The following is an 18863-nucleotide window of genomic DNA, read 5'->3' on the forward strand; positions in this document are numbered from 1 at the left end:
TTACTGGTTATTACCCTCGTTCTTATCCTCACTTTTCCACGCTGCATCCGCTTTATTAAATTCACTCTGATACAAAACTTCTTGCGTACCGCTCAACCCATTATTTTCTTCAGACATTAGTTGATGCGGAGTCTTTTTCTTAATCTCCTTCTTATCCATCTTCCACTTCTCCTTCCTCATTAATAATGATTGATTTCTTATTCTTACCTTAGGATTTGTGTTTTATGCGGCCAACTTGATCCTCCGAACTTAACGATTCAACAAATTATCCTGGAAAAAAACAGACAAATGAACGGTAATGTTCATTCGTCTGTTTTTTCACTTATATGTTAACAATCCAATAACAACTTTCATTTTATAAAAAACTTTGAATTTCATCTCTAGCTTTAATTAATTCAGTAATGATTTCTTTATCATCTTTTTCTAATAATCTTTCTCTTGGGCCGACAATACTTAAAGAAGCAATCACTCTATGGTTATAGTCATAAATTGGAACACCAAAACTTGCAACTCCCTGATCAATTTCACCATCTGAAAATGCGTATCCTCTTTTTTGTATTAATTGCAAATCTTTTTTCAGATCATCAATAGTTGCCTTTGTATTTTCAGTGTGTTTTTTTACTATACCTTTTTCAAATAGTTCCTTTAATATACTTTCATCAAGAAAAGCAAGTAAAGCTTTTGAGGACGATCCTCCATACAATGGGAAGATCTGGCCGACCTCCGCTGAGACTTGGATTCTTTCTCCAGAATTAACCGATGAAAGACAAATAGCCTGCAAATCTGAATAAACCATTAATTGTGAGGTTTCCCCTATCTTTTTTGTTAATTTCTGCATGATAGGATTTGATACGACCGTTATATTCGTATCCATCGTTACTATTTTAGCGAATTTTAAAAATTTATAACCTAGTTTATAATTTCCTTCATGATCATCCATCAAGTATCCTTTTTCTTTTAATATTCTCACATGCCTATATACGGTACTTTGCGGCTGATTTAATTTCTCTGATATTTTAGCAACAGTTAATTCCCTAGTTTCGAAATCAAATAAGTCCAGTATTTCTAGAGTCTTCATTGTACTCATTTTTATTCTCTCCTTGAAGATTTCCTATGTATTTAAAAAGAACCCCCTAACCTAACGGAATGAGGGGGTTTTAGTAAGGAGGCCATAGATGCTGCTCTCAGACTAAAATGTACATCAAAAACCTGAAAAAGCTATGAATTATCTCTTTTATCAAAATATAAAAGGGCATTGCCTAATGCTTTAACGCCTTTCGCCACTTGGTCGTACTCCGTCCATTCTTCAGGACAATGGCTTTTACCATCTTTACTAGGGACAAAAATCATACCTATTGGAGCAATTTTAGCTATTTGATTGGCATCATGTCCTGCCCCACTAGGTAAATAAATGGTTCTTCCTACTCCTTTACAACCTGCTTCAATTCCTTTTATTACTTCTTCTTTAACTACTATTGGGTCTGATTGCGATAATTTATCAATGGAAACAGACAATTGCCTGCTATTTTCAATGCTTTTAATTTCAGTTTTTATTTGTTCAACCATATGATCGACTATATTTGTGTTTAATGAGCGTAACTCAACATCAAATACAACTCTTCCCGGAACAACATTTGATCCATTCGGCTCAACAAATAACCTGCCTACAGTACCAACCACTTGCTCTTCATAGGGCTTATTTGCAATTTCTTCTATCGCTAATACTAATTTAGAGGCACCAGTTAAAGCATCAAATCGCATATTCATTGGGGTTGTTCCCGCATGATTGGGTTGTCCATTCACGGTAATCTGGTAACGCTGAATTCCTACAATTCCAGTGACTACGCCTAACTCATTATTCGTTTGCTCTAAAACAGGACCTTGCTCAATATGCAATTCTAAGTATAAAGAAACATCTCCAGCTTTTAAAGCTTCTCTAGAAATATCCTCCGGTCTTCCCCCTGCAAGTTTTATCCCTTCACGAAGCACTAAACCTTCGGGATCCTTTCGGTTTAACATCTCTTCAGTTAAATTATCAACCATTCCCCTGCTGCCAATAGTTGAAATGCCAAACTCACTAGGCTCTTCAGCCGTGAAGTCTACAATTAATAGAGAATGCTCTAATTTAATATTTTTTTCTTTTAATTGTCTAGCAATTTCAATCCCTGCCACGACGCCAATGATCCCATCAAACCTTCCGCCGCCCGTCACGGTATCCGTATGGGAACCGATCATGATGGGAAGTAATTCTTTGTTTTCCCCCTCAAGCTTACCGATCAGGTTTGAAGCAGCGTCGATCTGAACGTCTAGTCCACATTTTTTCATTTCTTCTGCTAACCATTTTCGACTTTGTGCATACCACTTTGTAAAAGGCCTTCTAGTATATCCCTCGGCGTTTTCATTGATCATTTTAGACAGGACAAGTATGTCATTTTTTATTCTTTCATCATTTTGATCAAAATAGTTCATCATTACACCTCTCTAGTATGCACAGCACTAATGAATGTACCGTCACCAGGATTACCAGTTATTTTGCCATTAAATACTTCTTTTCCTCTTACAAAAGTCCGTTTAACCTTTCCATGCATCTCCATTCCATTGTATGGACTCCATCCTGCAGTAGAGTGCATTTGGCTTTCATCTAAAACCCACTTTTCTTCCGGATTTAAGATAACAATGTCTGCGTCATATCCAACTTCTATTTTTCCTTTTCGATGACCTAATCCAAAACGATTGGCCGGGTTTTCACTTAACACTTTAACGAGTTGTAATAAAGATATTTTTCCTGTTGCTACACCCTCACTAAATAAAATTGGCAGCAGCACTTCAACACCTGGTGCACCCGATGAATTTTCAAAAATGTTATCTGCTTGTTTTTTATCTATCGTCCAAGGGGCATGATCTGATGTCACCATATCAATTTGATTAAGTGCTAACAATTCCCATAAAATGTCCATATCTGATTCAGAACGAAGCGGAGGGTTAATTTTCGCTTTTGCTTTTAATCTATTCATATCATTTTCACACAATGTTAAGTAATGAGTACACGTTTCAGCTGTAACGTTTGTTCCCTGCTCCTTATAGTAAGCAACTAAATCAAACACCCTGGGGAAAGTACAATGATATAAATGAAGTTTTACATTCGTATAGTGTGCTAATTCCATTACTGTTAGCGCCGCTGTTGATTCAGCCACTTTTGGTCTGCTTTTACAATGGGCAGCCGGGTCATTTTCACCCTCTTCTGCATGCTTTTCAATAAATTTTCTTACAATGGAGTCCGTTTCTGCATGAACTCCGACCGGTCTTCCGGTTTTTTCAATTTCCTGAAATGCTTCAAATAATTCACCTTCATCAATTTTTGGAAAACGTGTTGAATCAGTATTAAATAAAGAAACTTTGAATCCACATGCTCCTGATTGTGCTAATAAAGGAATTTGGTCAAGGCCACCTTGGGGTGCGATTGTCGCTAGCATAGCCACATCTACAACGGCTTCTTGTTCTAAAAGCCCTATTTTATTATCAAAAAGTTCTTGTGTACAAATTAATTTATCTGCATCATATGGCATTTCAATGATCGTTGTCACTCCACCTGCAGCGGCCGACCTTGTTGCGTTGGTGAATCCTTCTGCTAATGAACTGTAACAATGAACATGGGCGTCAATGGCCCCTGGCAGAATATATTGATTAGTAGCATCAATAACATTAGCGCTAGTTGTTTCTTTAGAAATATCAGTGATCTTCCCATCGCTCATAGTTAAATAGGAATCAAACAATATCTCTGTTGGCAAAACTATATTTCCTTTAATGGTTATCACACTGCTCATGTATATCCTCCTAACAAATTTCAATGTATCTAAAAGACTGTGTTTTTTATGTCATATTTATCACTTTGCTAAATCCTCAAAAGAAGACTTGTTTTAGACCGCCTACATTATTATTTAAATAACTCAACCAAAAATAAGCTCAATTGAGGCAGATAACTTATTAAAAGCACATCTATGATCATTATTGCTAAGAAAGGAAGAATAGCTTTTGTAATTTGGTCTAATCTAATATTAGCTATTTGACATGCCACAAATAAGTTGACGCCTAATGGTGGTGTGCACATTCCAATGGCTAAATTAGTAATCATGATAATACCGAAATGAACAGGGTCAATCCCCAATGCTACGGCAGCTGGTGTCAATAAAGGAGCTAATATAATAATGGCAATACCGCCATCAAAGAACATACCAATAATTAACAGCAAAATATTGATAATTAATAAGAATACAATCGGTGATGCTGTTACCTCTGAGAAAAACGTAGCTACTTTTTGAGGAATCCCTTCTCTTGTTAAAATGAAACTAAAAAGACCTGCGTTAGCAATAATGAACATTACTATTGAAGTTGTAATCATTGATTTAGATAAAATAGCTACTAGATCTTTAACTTTTATTTCTTTATAAATGAAGAAGCCTACAATAAATGAGTAGGCAACCGCAACTGCAGCTGCTTCTGTTGGTGTAAAAACTCCACCATATATGCCGCCTAAAATGATAATTGGCATAAATAAGGCTAATAAGGCATCTTTAAAAGCGGCTAGTACTTCCCCTTTTGGAATGTTAGACTCACCTTTATATCCTCTTCTTTTCGATATAATGAATACCATCAGTATCAATGAGGCACCTATTAAAATACCAGGAATGATACCTGCTAAGAACAAGTCACCAATTGATACGCCAGTTGCAACACCGAACAAAATCATGGATACACTTGGCGGGATGATGACTCCTAACTCACCTGAGATCGCCTGAAGTGCTCCGGCATAACTTCGATCGTAACCCTTTTTAATCATCGCCGGAATAAGAATTGATCCTAAAGCCGCGGTTGTAGCGACTCCTGATCCAGAAATAGCAGCGAAGAACATAGAAGTTACAACAACAACCATTCCCAATCCACCTGTTAAAGAGCCTACTAAGGAATTTGAAAAACGTATCAACCGTTTAGCGATACCGCCTTTTTCCATCAGAGTACCGGCCAAGATAAAAAATGGGATAGCCATTAATGGGAACGAATCTATAGAAGTAAAGGTTTTTTGTGCAAGTACGTCTAAAGGTATGTTACCAGCGAAAATTATGGCAATAACTGAAGATAAACCAATGGCGACTGCAATAGGAACCGACAAGGCTAAAAGTGCAAAGAGACAAATTAATAAAACATATACCATATAATTAGACCTCCTCTTGTTCTGGAGGATTTTTATTTATAATTAATTCTAGAATAACTGCTACAGAATTTAATATAAGTGCTGCCGCTCCAACAGGGATTGCTAAATAAGGGATTGACATAGAGATTTGCAAAGCAGGAGTACGTTGCATTTGCACATTGCCAAGTATATTTATCCCTTTAATGAGTAAAACACTAAAAAATATAATCGCTAGAAGATAAACAATAATCTTCAGCGTTCTTTTTGCATGAAATGATATTTTTTCAGCTATTACCTCTACCGCTATTAAAGAGTGCGTCCTTAATGCCAATGCTGCACCTAAAAAGACGGAATAAACCATTAAGTAACGAGAAACTTCTTCAGCCCAAGTAAAAGCAGCGCCAAAAAAATATCTTGATATTACTTGTGCTATGATAACAATTGACATAATTCCTAAACTAAGAGCGATAAATACTCTTATACCTTTATTAATATTGTCAACCATTTGTATAATGCTGCTCATATAGCATTGCTCCTTATTTAGAGAATGAAATTCAATAATGTCCTAACCAATGTTTCGCAATATCTAACCGTCTAGCTATCCAAACTTCTTCTTTTTGTTTGGCATATTCAAGAAATTCACGTAATGCGGATATTCTAGAAGGCTGACCAATAATTCTTGGATGCAATCCAATGGACATAATCTTCGGGTGAGTTTCTCCTTCTTCCCACATGTAATCTAGAGTTCTTTTTAATGAATCTAAGAAATCTGCAGGACCTCCATAACCTTGAGGACGAATGAACTTCCCGTCGTTTAATGTTTGAGAATAAGGAACAATAAGGTGTTTTATCCCATTAACTTTTGTATAATAAGGCAGTTCGTCATTATACGCATCAGAGTCGTAAACAAATCCTCCATGCTCAACAAGTAATTCTCGAGTGTGGATTGAAGGCCCATATCTGCAATACCACCCTTGTGGTGCGATCCCACAAGTTTTTTCAATCGATTTCACTGCCCATGAAATATGCTCTTTTTCTTGTTCTCGGGTTAGATTCCAAACCTTTTCCCATCTCCAGCCATGTGAGCAAACATCATGTCCGGCTTCCTTAATCCAGGAGCCTACCTCTGGATTTCGTTCTAGAGCTAATGCACATCCAAACACGGTAATTGGAATATCAAGGTCATCAAATAATCTTTGTAATCTCCAAATTCCTACTCTGCTGCCATACTCATATACAGATTCAACCGCTAAATCCCTCATATTATTAGGAATTGAATTTGGAAACTCAACAAACCCTTCGTTCTCTATATCACCTAAGGATTTCATTTGTTCTGAACCTTCCTCATAATTTACAACAACATTCAGAACGACTCGTGCATCATTTGGCCAGTTAACAGAAAAACCACTTCTTCCATAACCGATATAATCTCTTTTAGGACCCGGTATATCTAATTCATTAATTTTTTGCATTTCATACCTCTTTTCCAAGAATTGTTTTTTTCTCAATGGTAAAGGGTGGGAACTCATTTGAATATTCGATGTCCGGCTTGTCGCTTTTTAACATAATTGTTAAGTATTCCGTTGGACCATCAATAGGTATCAGTTGATAATGCCATGTTAAAGGGTGAAAACATACTCCCTGATTGCCATTCATCATAAAAACTTCTATTTTTGACATATCAATTTCTTTCTCACTGCCTTTAGCGACAACAACTAAGCTCCTTTTTCCGCTAATCGGATAGAAAAGTTGAGAAGTAAATCGATGTCTTTCTAATTTGCTAATTGTTGCATCAAATAACTCCGTCCTTAGAATTCCTATATTATGGCCTTCTTTAGATAAAAAAGTGTTAAAAGGCACTAAGTGATTCCACTTGAAACTTTTTCCTTCATTTATAATGTTAAAGTTATTGTCAGTATTAAGAACATGTCCGTAACTTTGAAAATTATGTTCATTTAACAACTTAATATTCTGAAAAATTTGACTCACTACCTTTTAGTGAAATAACAACTTTCTATAGTAAAAGGAAAACTATAGAAAGTTGAATGTTTATATTTAATTACTTTGTTTCTTCGATAATTTTGTGGAGTTCTCCATATTTGTCTTCATATTTCTTATAAACAGGCTTTACTGCTTCCTTAAATGGTTTTAAATCTGCATTTTCAATTATTTTCATACCGTTTTCTTGTGCGGTTTTCTTATATTCTTGTTCTAACTTCTGAACAAACTCTCTCTCGTGCGTACCAGCTTCTTTTGCTGACTCCATTAAGATTTTTTGGACATCTGCAGGATATGAATTGAATTTTTCATTGTTCATCAGGATCATTCCAGCAGAATACATATGGTTTGTAGTCGTTAAATATTTGTGAACTTCGTAGTATTTATTTGGAATTAACACAGCCAGAGAATTACCTTGGCCATCAACTACGCCTTGCTGAACTGCAAGAAAAAGTTCGCTAAACGGAACAGGTGTTGCCGTTGCGCCTAAAGCATTAATGGTATCAATTTGGATTTGGTTCTCTTGTGTTCTAAATTTTAATCCTTTCAAATCTGCAACCTTATTTATTGGTTTTTCATTAGAAACTATATGGTATGACCCATTATCTACCCAATATAAATTCTTTAAATTTGTCTCCTCTAATTGTTTAGATATTTCTTCGCCAACCTTGCCGTCTAACACTTTCTCAGCATGCTTGTGATCTCTAAATAAAAACGGAAAATCTAAAGCGTTTACTTTATCAGCAAAATTTCCGACGGGTCCAGTGGAAACGATAGCCACATCTAAACTTTGAGCTTGTACAGATTCTGTCATTTCCCTTTCTGCACCTAATTCAGAGTTCGGATGGATATTCACAGTAACTTTGCCTTCTGATTTTTCTTCAACTAGTTCTTTAAATTTAGTTGCACCTTCGTTAAGGTGAGAATCTAAACTTCCTCCGTGTCCTAGTTCAAGAGTAATAGTCCCATCCGCATTCTGTTTTTCCCCATTTGAACATCCTGCTATGAACAATAAAGCAATTCCGATGAATAATGCACTTTTCAAAAATCTTTTCATCTGATTTCACCCCTTTATTTTAGATAGACAATTATCAATAATTGATAACCTGTTATCATTTATTGATATTTTATATTAAAATATCGGAATTTGGCAAGGATTTTTTTATGGAATTTTCTGAAAGTAATCGTTTTCACAGGAGTGGTTTATATAATTGCTCAACAATAAAAATTACTGGCCAACGTATAAATAAAGATTCTTTTCCTTACCTCGTCTTAAATAAGCCATTCTTCTTATTCATTTTGAGCGCTGTAAGCTGCCTAGACGCTAGATCGTGATCAACCTTCAATTCATATTCTTAATTCGATCGTTTATTAAAATAAGACCCTAGCGATTTAAAACTGAAAAAGGACACAAAAAATGCTGACACCCTAATAAAACCAAGGGTCTCAGCATTTGAATAATATTATTAATTGGAACCTTATTTTTAAAATTAATTACTATATCATTAAACAAACAATTTCATCTTAGTCACTTTATTTTATAAAGAAAACTCGTTATGAGTTTACATCTAATAATTTTCGAGAAAGTGCTTTAACACGTGAACACTATGAACACAGTCATTTAAAGAGGACCATTCAAGTGGGTTATGACTAATACCGTCTTTGCTTTGGACGAACAACATGGCTGTCGGAATAAAGCGTCCGAGAATCATAGAGTCATGACCGGCACCACTTGGTAAAAAAAATGGTTCAATACCCTTTGCTTCGATAGATCTTTTTAATTTCTCCATCATTTTTTCCTTAATTGGAACGGGTTCGATTTTAAGAACTTCATTGTACTCTGATTCTATCTTGTGTTTTTTAGAGATATCTTCTGCCGCATTTATAACTAACTTGATTAATTCATCCCGTGTATGTTCATAAATATCACGTATATCAACAAACAGGGTGACTTCTCCAGGAATGACATTAATACCATTCGGCTTTACCTCCATCTTTCCAACAGTGGCGACCGCCGTTGAACTTACCTTCATTGGCAAAGATGGAATATGGCAAACAAGCTCCCCTGCAGCAACTAAAGCGTCGTTTCTATGATTCATCGGTGTGTTCCCCGCATGCCCGGCGGTACCTCTATAAGTAATTTCCAGCCAACTCGGACCTGCAATGCCGCTCACAATGCCAACAGGTATATCAGACTTTTCGAGGAGTATGCCTTGTTCAATATGTACCTCGATAAACGCCTCAATCTCTTTCAAATCTCTTTTAGCAGAAAAAAATTGTTCGCTTGTAAGATCCACCTGATTAAGCACTTTCTCAAAGCTGTTGCCTTCATAATCAATTAACTTTTTTTGTTTCTCCATATCCACAATTCCAGTCATAGAACGACTCCCGGTAAAACCGTCATTAAATCTCGCTCCCTCTTCATCAGAGAAAATAACCACTTCATATGGATATTCCGGTATATACCCCGTTTCTTTCCACGCTTCCGCAACTTCAAGCGCAACTAACACACCTAATATTCCGTCAAAGTGGCCACCATTTGGAACGGTATCAGCGTGAGAACCTGATAAAAGAGCAGAGAGTTGTTTATCTCTGCCTTCCAGCCTTCCAAACACGTTACCTGCTCCATCTTCTTTTACCTCCAATCCGGCTTCGGTCATCCATTTCATCACAAGCTGTTTTGCTTGTTTCTCTTCTTTTGAAAAACCAATCCGATGGGATCCACCTTCTTCAGTTCTACCTATTTCTGATATATCAGAAATCCGACTCGCTAGGCGTTTACCACTAACCCCCGAACGGGACAAGCCGCTTTCATTATAATTTTCAATCAATCGAGTATAAACTTCCTGTCCATTCATAGTGTTCACCTTCATTTTCCTTTTCTATTACATTCTTTTTGAACTACTGAACATTAACGATAACCTCATAGTATCCTCTGCTCAACATTTTTAACAATAAAGTTATTTAAAACAATCGAACACTAACTGTTGATTATAGTCTAACAGTAACAGCTGCTCCAAGTCAGTTGTCACTGAGCTCCCCTCTTTTATCATCCACAACAACCTCGAACACATCTTGATCTTGCGTGAATTCTACCTTCCATTGATCTGTTTTCACGTCAAATGCAATGTGGCTGACAGCGAGTACAAATCCGCCCTCTTTCTTTGATTGTTTGATTGCTTGACGCACAACTTCCGCTTCTGTTAAATCAGCCTTTTCAGGTTGATACGTCGGCAGCACTTCTACATATTTTGCTGAACCTTGCCCGGGATAAGACTCCATAATTGGACCGGATGCTTCAACTAGCACACGCTGGCCCACCTCTACTTTTTCATCCGCTTTAGGGAAGCTGTAAGAAACCGCCGAATAGAAATTACTTTCACCTCCTGTTGCTGAAAAATCCATTGGGGTGGCTTCGACAACTAGCATGGAACTTTCTGAGACGCTCATCACATACGCACCTTCTTTTGATAGTGTGCGTGTGATTTTCTTTTTAGGATACTCGATATCTGCTTCACCAAGTCCGGCCACTAACCGACCTTCTTGTGTGATAGAAAACGTATGATCAGGAAACTGCTTTTGAATCGCTTCTTTTTGTTTATCCGTCAAAAAATCATGTGAGATTTCTACTGTGCCTGTGATTGTATCGACTGATACTCCGTATGAAACACGGTCTGGAGTCGCATGGCTGCTTGCCATTTTTTTCACTGCAGCAGACACTCGATCCATTAGTTCATTGTTTTCGCTTTGGGTAAATTCACTCTGAAAAATATAAATGTATTTTGCTAGAATCTTCCCTTCGTCTACTTGTTTTTGGAGCTCTTCGACAAATTCAGTTACTTTTTCATCCGGTTCTTTAATACCTAACCAAAACCCCGGTTGATCCGCACCGGACGATTGATTTTCTGAGAAAATAACGCCGACATCGTTTACTCCCCCATGGCCGCCAAAAATCTTTTCAATTGCTTGCATTGCCGCTTCGGCTTCAATCCACTGAACACCTAAATCTTCCCGTAACTCTGGGGTGTTTTTACCGAAAAGCCCTCTATTCAGTTCTTCACTTTCCTTCACTTTCGCAAACGCTTCGTTCCGTATTTTTGTGTCAGTCGTTGTTTGTTCCAGTTCAGCGATAATTTTTCTGCCGCTTACCGTTTTAAGCGCGGGCCACTTTTCTTCTTGAATTTGGCCATTATTGCTTCCGTTCGTTTTATTCCCGTCCGCCATTTGACAACTGGCAAGGATCATAGAAAGGAAGAAGATCGATATCATCATTATTGGTTTTTTCATACATTATTCTCCTCTCGAAATGGCAGATTAATCATTTTTCCACTGCATTTTATAACCTTCTTCTCCGTTCTCCTTCACTACTAGTTTAGCAAAATTTGGATTACACTTCCTTATTTAATGTTAAATTGAAGGCTTATGTAACAAATGGCGGTGCGACCGTTTCATACGCTGTTCGCGGCGAATTAGTGTTTAATGAAGAAAAGAATACAAGTAGAAATATTTATTGGAATTATCGGGAGGAGACAGCCAATATCGATTGGATTGACAATGACACGGTCGTCATTAACGGGCATACTCTTAATGTCCCTCATGATAAATATGATTTTAGGAACCAATAATACTTGTTTGAAGTGGCTGAAGGTTTTACATTCACTTCTGAGATTACAAACGAAAATAAGAAAGTTGGTGTTTTCTCAAAATTCTCTTTTGTATAATTTGATCGTGGGCGCACAGAAAGCCATAGCAGCCATGCATAAATTTCAATAACAAGTGCACAATGTAGTACCGTGCCGCTATATTTATTTAAGAAAAGGCCGCTCCAAAGTCAGTGAATAACTGTCTTTGGAGCGGCCTTTTCTTTTTAAATACCTTTATTTGGGCTGCCGTCTTCCTCTCAACTTCTCAGCTAGTTAAATAACAGCGCCCCCATCAATGCTGAGAATCGTTCCTGTGATAAATTTTGCTTCATCAGACGCTAAAAAAGCGTAACCGTTCGCGATATCTTCAGGGTCACCAAGATCGTCTAAAACCGATTTCTCTTTCATCATTTCCAATACTTTTTCCGGCATTTTCTCTGTCATCGGGGTTCTAATAAAGCCTGGAGCCACCGCATTTACCCGGATGCCGTATTTCCCCAGTTCTTTCGCCCATGTTTTCGTCATGCCATTGACTCCCCACTTTGATGCGGCATAATTAGTCTGGCCAAAATTCCCGTACGTCCCAACAATAGACGACGCATTCAAAATGACGCCGCTCTTTTGCTCTTTCATCACGGCTGCGGCTGCTTGTGCAACGGTGAATACCGCCTTTAAATTTACATCAATGACCGCCTCAAATTGCTCTTCTGTCATCTTCAATAATTGCGCGTCTTGTGTAATGCCCGCGTTATTGACGACAATGTCAACACGGCCAAATTGAGCAGCGGTAAAATTAATTAATGACTGCACCTCTTCACGGTTCGTTACATCCACTGTGTCTCCAATTGCCTGGCCGCCATTTTTTCGAATCTCCTCTACAACTTTCTCGAGTCCTTCTTTCCTTAAATCAACAGCAATGACGATCGCTCCTTCAGACGCAAACTTCTTTGCCGTTGCTTCTCCAATTCCTTGTCCCGCTCCCGTAACAATCGCTGTTTTACCCTTCAGTTTCATTTTCTCATCTCCTTTTATTAAACCCTCACAACACTAGTATGAAAGGTTTGATATTATTATTAGATCAATTTTCCTGATCATCATTTTTGGCAGTAAATCCCTAAACTCATTATATGCACATATTTTATAACTCACTAATTTTACTGGGGAATTTTCGCCAATAATCTTTCATAACTTTAAACACAAAAAATTTCCCGGTCGCCCGGGAAACTTTCCGCTTCTGTTGACTACTTAACTGTTAAATCAAACGGCTTCAACACTTCTTTTTGGGTTTGTTTCACCTGATCAACCAATCCCTCAAACACTTGTAAGTATTCTGAGCGATTTTGCTGCTGCTGATCAAGCGTTTGTTTGCATGCCGTTTCTAATTGAGCCTGTGATCTCAATAGCAGTTCAAGAGATTTCTTACTCGGACTAAAGGCAAGAGTTTGCGTTTTATGTCCAATCTCTTCAAGCTGTGCCGGCCACTTAAGATCGTTTTTTCCACCTAGCTCTTTTTGAGTCTTATTCACTGTCTCTTGAACAGTTGCGATCCACTCTGTTGTCATTGTTTTTGACTGGTCTTCCAACTGCGAGAGTTGGCCGCGGATGGAATGAATCCATTCTTTTTGGCTTTCAAATGCCTGCAGCGGCTGTTTTTCCATTTCCTCTTGCAAAGAGCAAAGCGCATTCAAGCCGTTCAACCAGCCATCCAAAATCAAATCACTCGCATAAACTGCATCTTTTTTCGTCTCCATTTAACACCCTCCGTTACATTAACTTTTTCTTAACTTATATGGAAAATGAACCTTTATTAAAAACTTATACAATCACCAAACTAATTGGATGGATATTGGCTAAGTTTTTCAAATGTTTAGGTGTGTAGTCTAAGAGGCTGAGTCTATTTTTTCTTCTTGTTATCTTCGTTTGAATGGAACCCCGAAGGAATAAAGAATTGACTATACATGTTGAAAAATTGATCAAGCATTTTTTGATAATGTCCAAGTGAATCTGCCCAGAGCTGTAAATATTGCTCGCCCGCTGAAGTAATGGAATAAATACGTTTAGCCGGTCCTCCTGCTGATGTATCCCACTCAGAAGTGACAAGCTCATCCCTTTCAAGCTGGCGGAGAATTCTATATAAGTTCCCCTGGTCGATCGAATAAAATCCGAATTGAGTCAGCTTTTGCATTAACTCATAGCCGTGTCCTTGCCAATCCTTTAAAAGCAATAAAACTACTGGAACAATAAAATTTTTCGGTGTACCTGCTACATTTTTCTTTTCTTCATTCACATTCTTCGAGTGATTGTCGTTTGAAGCCATAACTTTCACCTCCTCGAAAGGTGTTGTACCTTTATGTGTAATTTACACCTATCTGTTATCTTTGTCAACTTTTCCATCAACAACAAATTTTGACAAAATGCGTCATGCTTTCTGAATATTTTTAATTTAATTGTCATTTTCAGTCTATTTTATAAGTAATTTAACGATTTATTTTAGGGTCGCGCGATTAAAATTTATATTATGCTTATTTAGGAAAGACTTTATAAAAGGTAAGATCAATAATTTTTTAAAGGGAGCTGAAGTTTGTTGACACAAGAAACAACGCTTGATCCATTCGCACTTTGGAAAAACATGTACGAAAAAACAGAAGCCAATTTGAATGATGTCATTCATGAAACATTGCAAAAAGAAGCTTTTTCCGAATGGCTTGGCAATTATCAAAATGCTTTCTTGCAATATCAAAGTTTCGTTCAAAAAACGACTGAAAATTATTTAAAGCAAATAAACATGCCGACTCGCGAGGAAATTTCCAGTGTCGCTTCCCTCATCATTAACGTCGAAGAAAAAATTGAAAATCTTGACCAAAAAGTCGAAGATGAACTCCTGACCAACCCTTCAACAGCTGAAATTAACAAGCTGAAAGTAAGTGTTTCGAAACTGGATAAAAAAATGGATCAAATCCTAAAATTGTTGCAGCAAAATGAAAAAAAAGCTCCTCCAGTTTCTTCTGAAGTGCAAAAATAAACGCGTCGTTACATATCAAATACTAAAAGACTACATTAAGGGAGTGTACGTAAATGACTATTCTTGAAAAAGAAATGATTCAACAAAATGAAGAGACTTTTAAATTACAGGACAAAGTTGTGATTGTAACAGGAGGTTCCCGTGGAATTGGTGCCACGATTGTGAAAGAGCTGGCTAAACAAGGAGCAAATGTTGTCATTAACTATAATTCAAGCGCGGAACACGCAGAAGCTTTAGTTGAAGATATTGATCGTTTAGGCGGAAAGGCTATAGCTTGCAAAGCGGACGTAAGCAATTTAGAAGAAGCAAAGCAGTTAGTTGAAACGACGAAAAACCAATTTGGCAGAGTAGACATCCTTATTAATAACGCCGGCATTACGAGAGATCGCACGTTCCGCAAACTTAGTGAAGAAGAGTGGCACGAAGTTTTGAACGTCAATCTTAATAGTGTGTACCATACAACATCCGCTGTTATTAATACGATGCTTGAACAAAAATACGGCCGCATTATTAATATCAGTTCGATTATCGGCCAGGCAGGCGGCTTTGGACAAACTAACTATTCTACTTCAAAAGCAGGAATGATTGGCTTCACTAAATCTCTCGCTTTGGAAACAGCGAAAAATGGTGTGACGGTCAATGCCATCTGCCCAGGCTATATTGAAACGGAAATGTCCGCGGCCATTCCAGAAAACATTTTGGAGCAGATCGTTTCAAAAATTCCGATGAAACGCTTAGGCAAAACATCAGAAATCGCCGAAGCTGTTATCTTCCTGGCATCCAGCGATTATATTACAGGACAATGCATTAATGTAAACGGCGGTGCATATATGTAATTGTTGTGCGAGACTTCCTTTATAGGAATCCGCTAGTTGATACACTTGTAAAGCTCGGTTAAATGAAGGAGGAATTCCATGATTTACGATCGTACAAAAGAAATGGAAGCATGGGTGGATCTGATACCTGAAGAGATGCAAAAAAATTACAATCGCTTTAAGCGCGTCTCGGAGGTTTTAACGAAAGACCCTGAGCCGCAAGTAGGCCAAACGCCTAAAGAAGTGATTTGGACAAAAAACAAGGCAAAGCTTTACCGTTATCAGCCGGCAAAAGCAAAGACGAACAAAGTACCGCTTTTAATGGTCTACGCACTGATTAATAAACCGTATGTGCTGGATTTAACGCCTGGAAAAAGTTTAATAGAATACTTGACGGACCAAGGTCATGACGTCTACCTTTTGGATTGGGGTACGCCTGGTTATGAAGACCGCCACATGAAGCTGGATGATTACGTGCTCGATTACATCCCGCGCGCTGTTCAAAAAGTGCTGCGGACGTCCGGTGCAGATGAAATCAGTGTGCTCGGCTATTGCATGGGCGGAACGATGACTTCTATTTTTGCAGCTCTTCACCCTGAGCTGCCGATCCGTAATCTCATCTTTTTAACGAGTCCTTTTGATTTTGCTGATTTGGGTCTCTATACGAATTGGCTGGACGAACGTTACTTCAATTTGGATAAAATGGTCGATACGCTCGGGATTGTTCCGCCGGAAACGATCGACTTTGGCAATAAATTGTTAAAACCAATTGCGAACTACGTCGGTCCGTTTGTTTCGCTTGCCGACCATGCGGATAATGAAGAGTTTATTAAGGGATGGACGTTGCTGCAAAAATGGGTACATGACGGCATTCCATTCCCGGGTGAAGCGTACAGACAGTGGATCGGTGAGTTTTACCAAAAAAATAAATTGATCAACGATGAATTAGTAATCCGGGGACATCACGTCCGATTAGGCAGTATTAAAGCGAATATCTTGAACATCGCGGCACAGCATGATCACATTGCCACGCCTAAGCAAGTAGAAGCGTTAATGGATAAAGTATCCAGTCGCGACAAAACATATCACGTCATGCCTGCCGGACACGTTTCATTACTAGTCGGCGGCGGAGCCGTTAAACGAACGTATCCAACGATTGAAAACTGGCTGACAGAACACTCTAAATAAATACTTCTTAATCTAGTAACCCCCCTCTAATTTCTATTTAGAGGGGGTTCTTTTATCAGGTTTTCCCGCCATCCCCCTTCAAACAAGATTGGATGTCAGTTCCGCCCGTACCGGAAACTACTTTTTAACTTTGTCTTTTTCCACCAATAATCCAACTTTCAGGTAGACGAACATACGTTCCCTATGTTATTATCAGAATAGTGGGAAACACAAGATAAGTATTCAATCAAATATAAAACTTCTTATTCTGGGGGATCAAATGAAGAAAAATTCATCGACTTTAATAGAAAAACACGGGTTGGGTCACGCAAAACAGGAAATCATGGACAGCGTATATGAGTGTGTGACCATCACTCCGGAAGCGGCGGCTTTCCTGCCGGCCGGGACGTCTAAGTTTGGCGGTGCGCCGGATTTGCCGGAATCATTAGCGTATCCCGAATATAAAAACATTCCATTGAATTTTATCGGACAAGTGAACTTGGCAGAGCTCGCTGCTCTTGCTTTCGACGGCAATCCGCTCCCTCAAGAAGGCATCCTCTATTTCTTTTATTATGATAATTGGGAAGAAGACGACGATGTAGTTTTCGGTGAACCTGATCAAAAAGACGGCTGGCGAGTGCTGTACTGGGACGGCGACACGGCACAGTTGCGTCTAGTGGAGCGAGCTAAAGTATCATATCCGCAGTGTAAAATGGCGTTTTCTATTCAAGATAAGCTGCCTTACATTTTCCTTGAGACAGATGAAGACGAAGAAAAATTTGAAGAACTTCACGATGAATGGCATTTATCCGAAGAATCGGAACACCAAATGCTTGGCTTGCCTGTATCCGTACAGGGAGAAGTGTTCGAAGAAGTATGTGATTATGTCGGAGCAGAAGAAGATGAAATGGTCTTGCTGCTGCAAGTCGATTCCGATGAAGAGAATCTCGATGTGATGTGGGGTGATTGCGGTATGATTTATTATTGCATCAGCAAGCGAGATTTAGCCGAGAAGCGCTTTGACCGCTCGTGGTTCAGCTTTCAATGTCATTGAGAACATACTTTCTCTTTCAAGAGCTTAACCTATATTGATGATCGCAAACTTATTGTTATCATTTAATAGGTCTGTTTTACTTGAAAACTTATATCTCGGCAAATAAACAAAGTAATATTATATTTACAGAAGAATATTTGAACGCTTAAGAAGGAGACAGTTTAGTGAAGAAAATTAGAATAGTATTGTTGCACTTATTGCCTGTTGCCGGCGATATTCGTTATAATCGAAATCTTATTGAAAAAGCTGTGCAACTCGCAGCAGCTAAACATGTTGATTGGATTATCACACCGGAATTAGTTGTTAGCGGACTACAGTTTTCCAAAAAGATTGGAACTGATTGGATTAAGCAGCAACCCGACGAATGGATGACCCGTTTTTTTGCTTTAGTGAAGTCTCTGAATACAAATGTATTTCTTGGATGTCCCGAGTCCTCTGCTAATGGAGAGCTTTATAATTCCGTATTTGTCATCAGCCGGAATGGAGAACTAATAGGAAGACAGCGGAAAATCTCCAGCATTACGGATGATTGGTCACATTCAGGCACTATCATTGAACCGATCGATTTGGAAAACATTAAAGTTGGGATAGTGATCTGTGCAGATGCTTACACGAAAAATGTAGCTGACACCTTATTAACTAAAGGCGCTGAAATGATCATCGCTCCTTCTGCTTGGGGGCCAGGCTTACATGAACCAAGTGGTGAGTGGGAGCAGCGTTCAATAGAAACCGGTCTGCCTTTCATTGTTTGTAATCGCACGGGGGAAGATGAGACAGTTACTTTTTGGGGAGCGAAAAGTCTAGTGATTGAGAATGGCAAACATCTCCTGTCACACCAATCTGTCAAATCTGCCATTCTAACTTTTGAGTGGGACGCAGAAAAGATGGAATTAATTTCTCCTGATTTTGAAATTGACTATCTGCCTGAGGAATAACGAGACGCCGCACTCTAGTTTTGCTTCCTCTGTTCGTAATA

At 38.3% G+C, this 18863-nt stretch carries 19 protein-coding genes and 1 pseudogene; 6 read left to right on the forward strand and 14 right to left on the reverse strand.

The genetic code is table 11. The annotated features are described in order from the left end of the window. From F9802_RS09150 to F9802_RS09200, 11 genes are all read right to left on the reverse strand, one after another. Entirely contained in the window at window positions 1–159 is a 159-nt protein-coding gene (locus F9802_RS09150) for a YfhE family protein (RefSeq protein WP_152151149.1), read from the reverse strand. Window positions 160–355: 196 nt separating this feature from the next. Then, on the reverse strand, window positions 356–1087 hold the full coding sequence (locus tag F9802_RS09155; protein WP_152151151.1) for an IclR family transcriptional regulator: 732 nt from the start codon (window positions 1085–1087) through the stop codon (window positions 356–358). 131 nt (window positions 1088–1218) lie between these two features. After that, window positions 1219–2469, reverse strand: a complete 1251-nt coding sequence (locus F9802_RS09160; RefSeq protein ID WP_225435270.1) for a Zn-dependent hydrolase — start codon at window positions 2467–2469, stop codon at window positions 1219–1221. A gap of 2 nt (window positions 2470–2471) precedes the next feature. Further along, window positions 2472–3824, reverse strand: coding sequence for a dihydroorotase (locus F9802_RS09165; RefSeq protein ID WP_152151156.1), 1353 nt, complete (start codon window positions 3822–3824; stop codon window positions 2472–2474). A gap of 110 nt (window positions 3825–3934) precedes the next feature. Beyond that, window positions 3935–5209 (reverse strand): TRAP transporter large permease, encoded by a 1275-nt coding sequence (locus F9802_RS09170; RefSeq protein ID WP_152151158.1) that lies wholly within the window; start codon window positions 5207–5209, stop codon window positions 3935–3937. 4 nt (window positions 5210–5213) lie between these two features. Then, window positions 5214–5711 carry a TRAP transporter small permease gene (locus F9802_RS09175; RefSeq protein ID WP_152151160.1) on the reverse strand — a complete coding sequence of 166 codons (498 nt, stop codon included), beginning with the start codon at window positions 5709–5711 and terminating at the stop codon, window positions 5214–5216. A 31-nt stretch (window positions 5712–5742) separates the two neighbouring features. Further along, on the reverse strand, window positions 5743–6660 hold the full coding sequence (locus tag F9802_RS09180; RefSeq protein WP_152151162.1) for a polysaccharide deacetylase family protein: 918 nt from the start codon (window positions 6658–6660) through the stop codon (window positions 5743–5745). 1 nt (window position 6661) lies between these two features. Further along, the gene (locus F9802_RS09185; protein WP_191991831.1) at window positions 6662–7150 is read right to left on the reverse strand and encodes an ureidoglycolate lyase; all 489 of its coding nucleotides are present in this window, start codon (window positions 7148–7150) and stop codon (window positions 6662–6664) included. A 97-nt stretch (window positions 7151–7247) separates the two neighbouring features. Beyond that, a complete protein-coding gene (locus tag F9802_RS09190; protein WP_152151165.1) occupies window positions 7248–8243 on the reverse strand; it encodes a TRAP transporter substrate-binding protein in 996 nt (331 codons plus the stop codon). A 511-nt stretch (window positions 8244–8754) separates the two neighbouring features. Further along, window positions 8755–10044 carry a M20 family metallo-hydrolase gene (locus tag F9802_RS09195; protein ID WP_152151167.1) on the reverse strand — a complete coding sequence of 430 codons (1290 nt, stop codon included), beginning with the start codon at window positions 10042–10044 and terminating at the stop codon, window positions 8755–8757. A 163-nt stretch (window positions 10045–10207) separates the two neighbouring features. Beyond that, window positions 10208–11473 carry a DUF3221 domain-containing protein gene (locus tag F9802_RS09200; RefSeq protein WP_152151169.1) on the reverse strand — a complete coding sequence of 422 codons (1266 nt, stop codon included), beginning with the start codon at window positions 11471–11473 and terminating at the stop codon, window positions 10208–10210. Between the two features lie 125 nt (window positions 11474–11598). Here F9802_RS09200 and F9802_RS09205 point away from each other — a divergent pair. After that, window positions 11599–11811 (forward strand): annotated as a pseudogene (locus tag F9802_RS09205) (DUF5412 family protein); the annotation flags it as partial. Window positions 11812–12102: 291 nt separating this feature from the next. Here the strand turns inward: F9802_RS09205 and fabG (F9802_RS09210) are convergent. The 3 genes from fabG (F9802_RS09210) to phaQ all read right to left on the reverse strand — a co-directional run bounded on the left by fabG (F9802_RS09210) (window position 12103) and on the right by phaQ (window position 14146). Further along, window positions 12103–12843, reverse strand: coding sequence for a 3-oxoacyl-[acyl-carrier-protein] reductase (gene fabG, locus F9802_RS09210; RefSeq protein WP_152151171.1), 741 nt, complete (start codon window positions 12841–12843; stop codon window positions 12103–12105). Window positions 12844–13070: 227 nt separating this feature from the next. Next, a complete protein-coding gene (locus F9802_RS09215) occupies window positions 13071–13580 on the reverse strand; it encodes a hypothetical protein (protein WP_152151173.1) in 510 nt (169 codons plus the stop codon). A gap of 143 nt (window positions 13581–13723) precedes the next feature. Continuing rightward, window positions 13724–14146, reverse strand: a complete 423-nt coding sequence (phaQ, locus tag F9802_RS09220) for a poly-beta-hydroxybutyrate-responsive repressor (protein WP_152151175.1) — start codon at window positions 14144–14146, stop codon at window positions 13724–13726. 267 nt (window positions 14147–14413) lie between these two features. Between phaQ and F9802_RS09225 the strand changes: the two genes are divergently transcribed. The 5 genes from F9802_RS09225 (at window position 14414) to F9802_RS09245 (ending at window position 18822) form a co-directional block, all read left to right on the forward strand. Further along, complete coding sequence (locus F9802_RS09225) at window positions 14414–14851, forward strand: poly(R)-hydroxyalkanoic acid synthase subunit PhaE (protein WP_152151176.1); 438 nt, start codon at window positions 14414–14416, stop codon at window positions 14849–14851. 53 nt (window positions 14852–14904) lie between these two features. Beyond that, window positions 14905–15687, forward strand: coding sequence for a 3-oxoacyl-[acyl-carrier-protein] reductase (gene fabG, locus F9802_RS09230; RefSeq protein ID WP_152151178.1), 783 nt, complete (start codon window positions 14905–14907; stop codon window positions 15685–15687). Between the two features lie 78 nt (window positions 15688–15765). Then, window positions 15766–16854, forward strand: coding sequence for a class III poly(R)-hydroxyalkanoic acid synthase subunit PhaC (phaC, locus tag F9802_RS09235; protein ID WP_152151180.1), 1089 nt, complete (start codon window positions 15766–15768; stop codon window positions 16852–16854). 259 nt (window positions 16855–17113) lie between these two features. Next, window positions 17114–17887, forward strand: coding sequence for a YwqG family protein (locus F9802_RS09240; protein ID WP_152151182.1), 774 nt, complete (start codon window positions 17114–17116; stop codon window positions 17885–17887). A gap of 164 nt (window positions 17888–18051) precedes the next feature. Beyond that, entirely contained in the window at window positions 18052–18822 is a 771-nt protein-coding gene (locus F9802_RS09245) for a carbon-nitrogen hydrolase family protein (RefSeq protein WP_152151184.1), read from the forward strand. Window positions 18823–18863 lie beyond the last annotated feature (41 nt).

The sequence above is a fragment of the Bacillus aerolatus genome (assembly GCF_009183655.1).
In the GTDB taxonomy this organism is placed as follows: Bacteria; Bacillota; Bacilli; order Bacillales; family Domibacillaceae; genus Pseudobacillus; species Pseudobacillus aerolatus.

Bases quoted from the DNA above. Each gene is read 5' to 3' on its own strand.
- F9802_RS09150 (WP_152151149.1), bottom strand. From the start codon at position 159: ATGGATAAGAAGGAGATTAAGAAAAAGACTCCGCATCAACTAATGTCT.
- F9802_RS09155 (WP_152151151.1), bottom strand. From the start codon at position 1,087: ATGAGTACAATGAAGACTCTAGAAATACTGGACTTATTTGATTTCGAA.
- F9802_RS09160 (WP_225435270.1), bottom strand. From the start codon at position 2,469: ATGAACTATTTTGATCAAAATGATGAAAGAATAAAAAATGACATACTT.
- F9802_RS09165 (WP_152151156.1), bottom strand. From the start codon at position 3,824: ATGAGCAGTGTGATAACCATTAAAGGAAATATAGTTTTGCCAACAGAG.
- F9802_RS09170 (WP_152151158.1), bottom strand. From the start codon at position 5,209: ATGGTATATGTTTTATTAATTTGTCTCTTTGCACTTTTAGCCTTGTCG.
- F9802_RS09175 (WP_152151160.1), bottom strand. From the start codon at position 5,711: ATGAGCAGCATTATACAAATGGTTGACAATATTAATAAAGGTATAAGA.
- F9802_RS09180 (WP_152151162.1), bottom strand. From the start codon at position 6,660: ATGCAAAAAATTAATGAATTAGATATACCGGGTCCTAAAAGAGATTAT.
- F9802_RS09190 (WP_152151165.1), bottom strand. From the start codon at position 8,243: ATGAAAAGATTTTTGAAAAGTGCATTATTCATCGGAATTGCTTTATTG.
- F9802_RS09195 (WP_152151167.1), bottom strand. From the start codon at position 10,044: ATGAATGGACAGGAAGTTTATACTCGATTGATTGAAAATTATAATGAA.
- F9802_RS09200 (WP_152151169.1), bottom strand. From the start codon at position 11,473: ATGAAAAAACCAATAATGATGATATCGATCTTCTTCCTTTCTATGATC.
- fabG (WP_152151171.1), bottom strand. From the start codon at position 12,843: ATGAAACTGAAGGGTAAAACAGCGATTGTTACGGGAGCGGGACAAGGA.
- F9802_RS09215 (WP_152151173.1), bottom strand. From the start codon at position 13,580: ATGGAGACGAAAAAAGATGCAGTTTATGCGAGTGATTTGATTTTGGAT.
- phaQ (WP_152151175.1), bottom strand. From the start codon at position 14,146: ATGGCTTCAAACGACAATCACTCGAAGAATGTGAATGAAGAAAAGAAA.
- fabG (WP_152151178.1), top strand. From the start codon at position 14,905: ATGACTATTCTTGAAAAAGAAATGATTCAACAAAATGAAGAGACTTTT.
- phaC (WP_152151180.1), top strand. From the start codon at position 15,766: ATGATTTACGATCGTACAAAAGAAATGGAAGCATGGGTGGATCTGATA.
- F9802_RS09240 (WP_152151182.1), top strand. From the start codon at position 17,114: ATGAAGAAAAATTCATCGACTTTAATAGAAAAACACGGGTTGGGTCAC.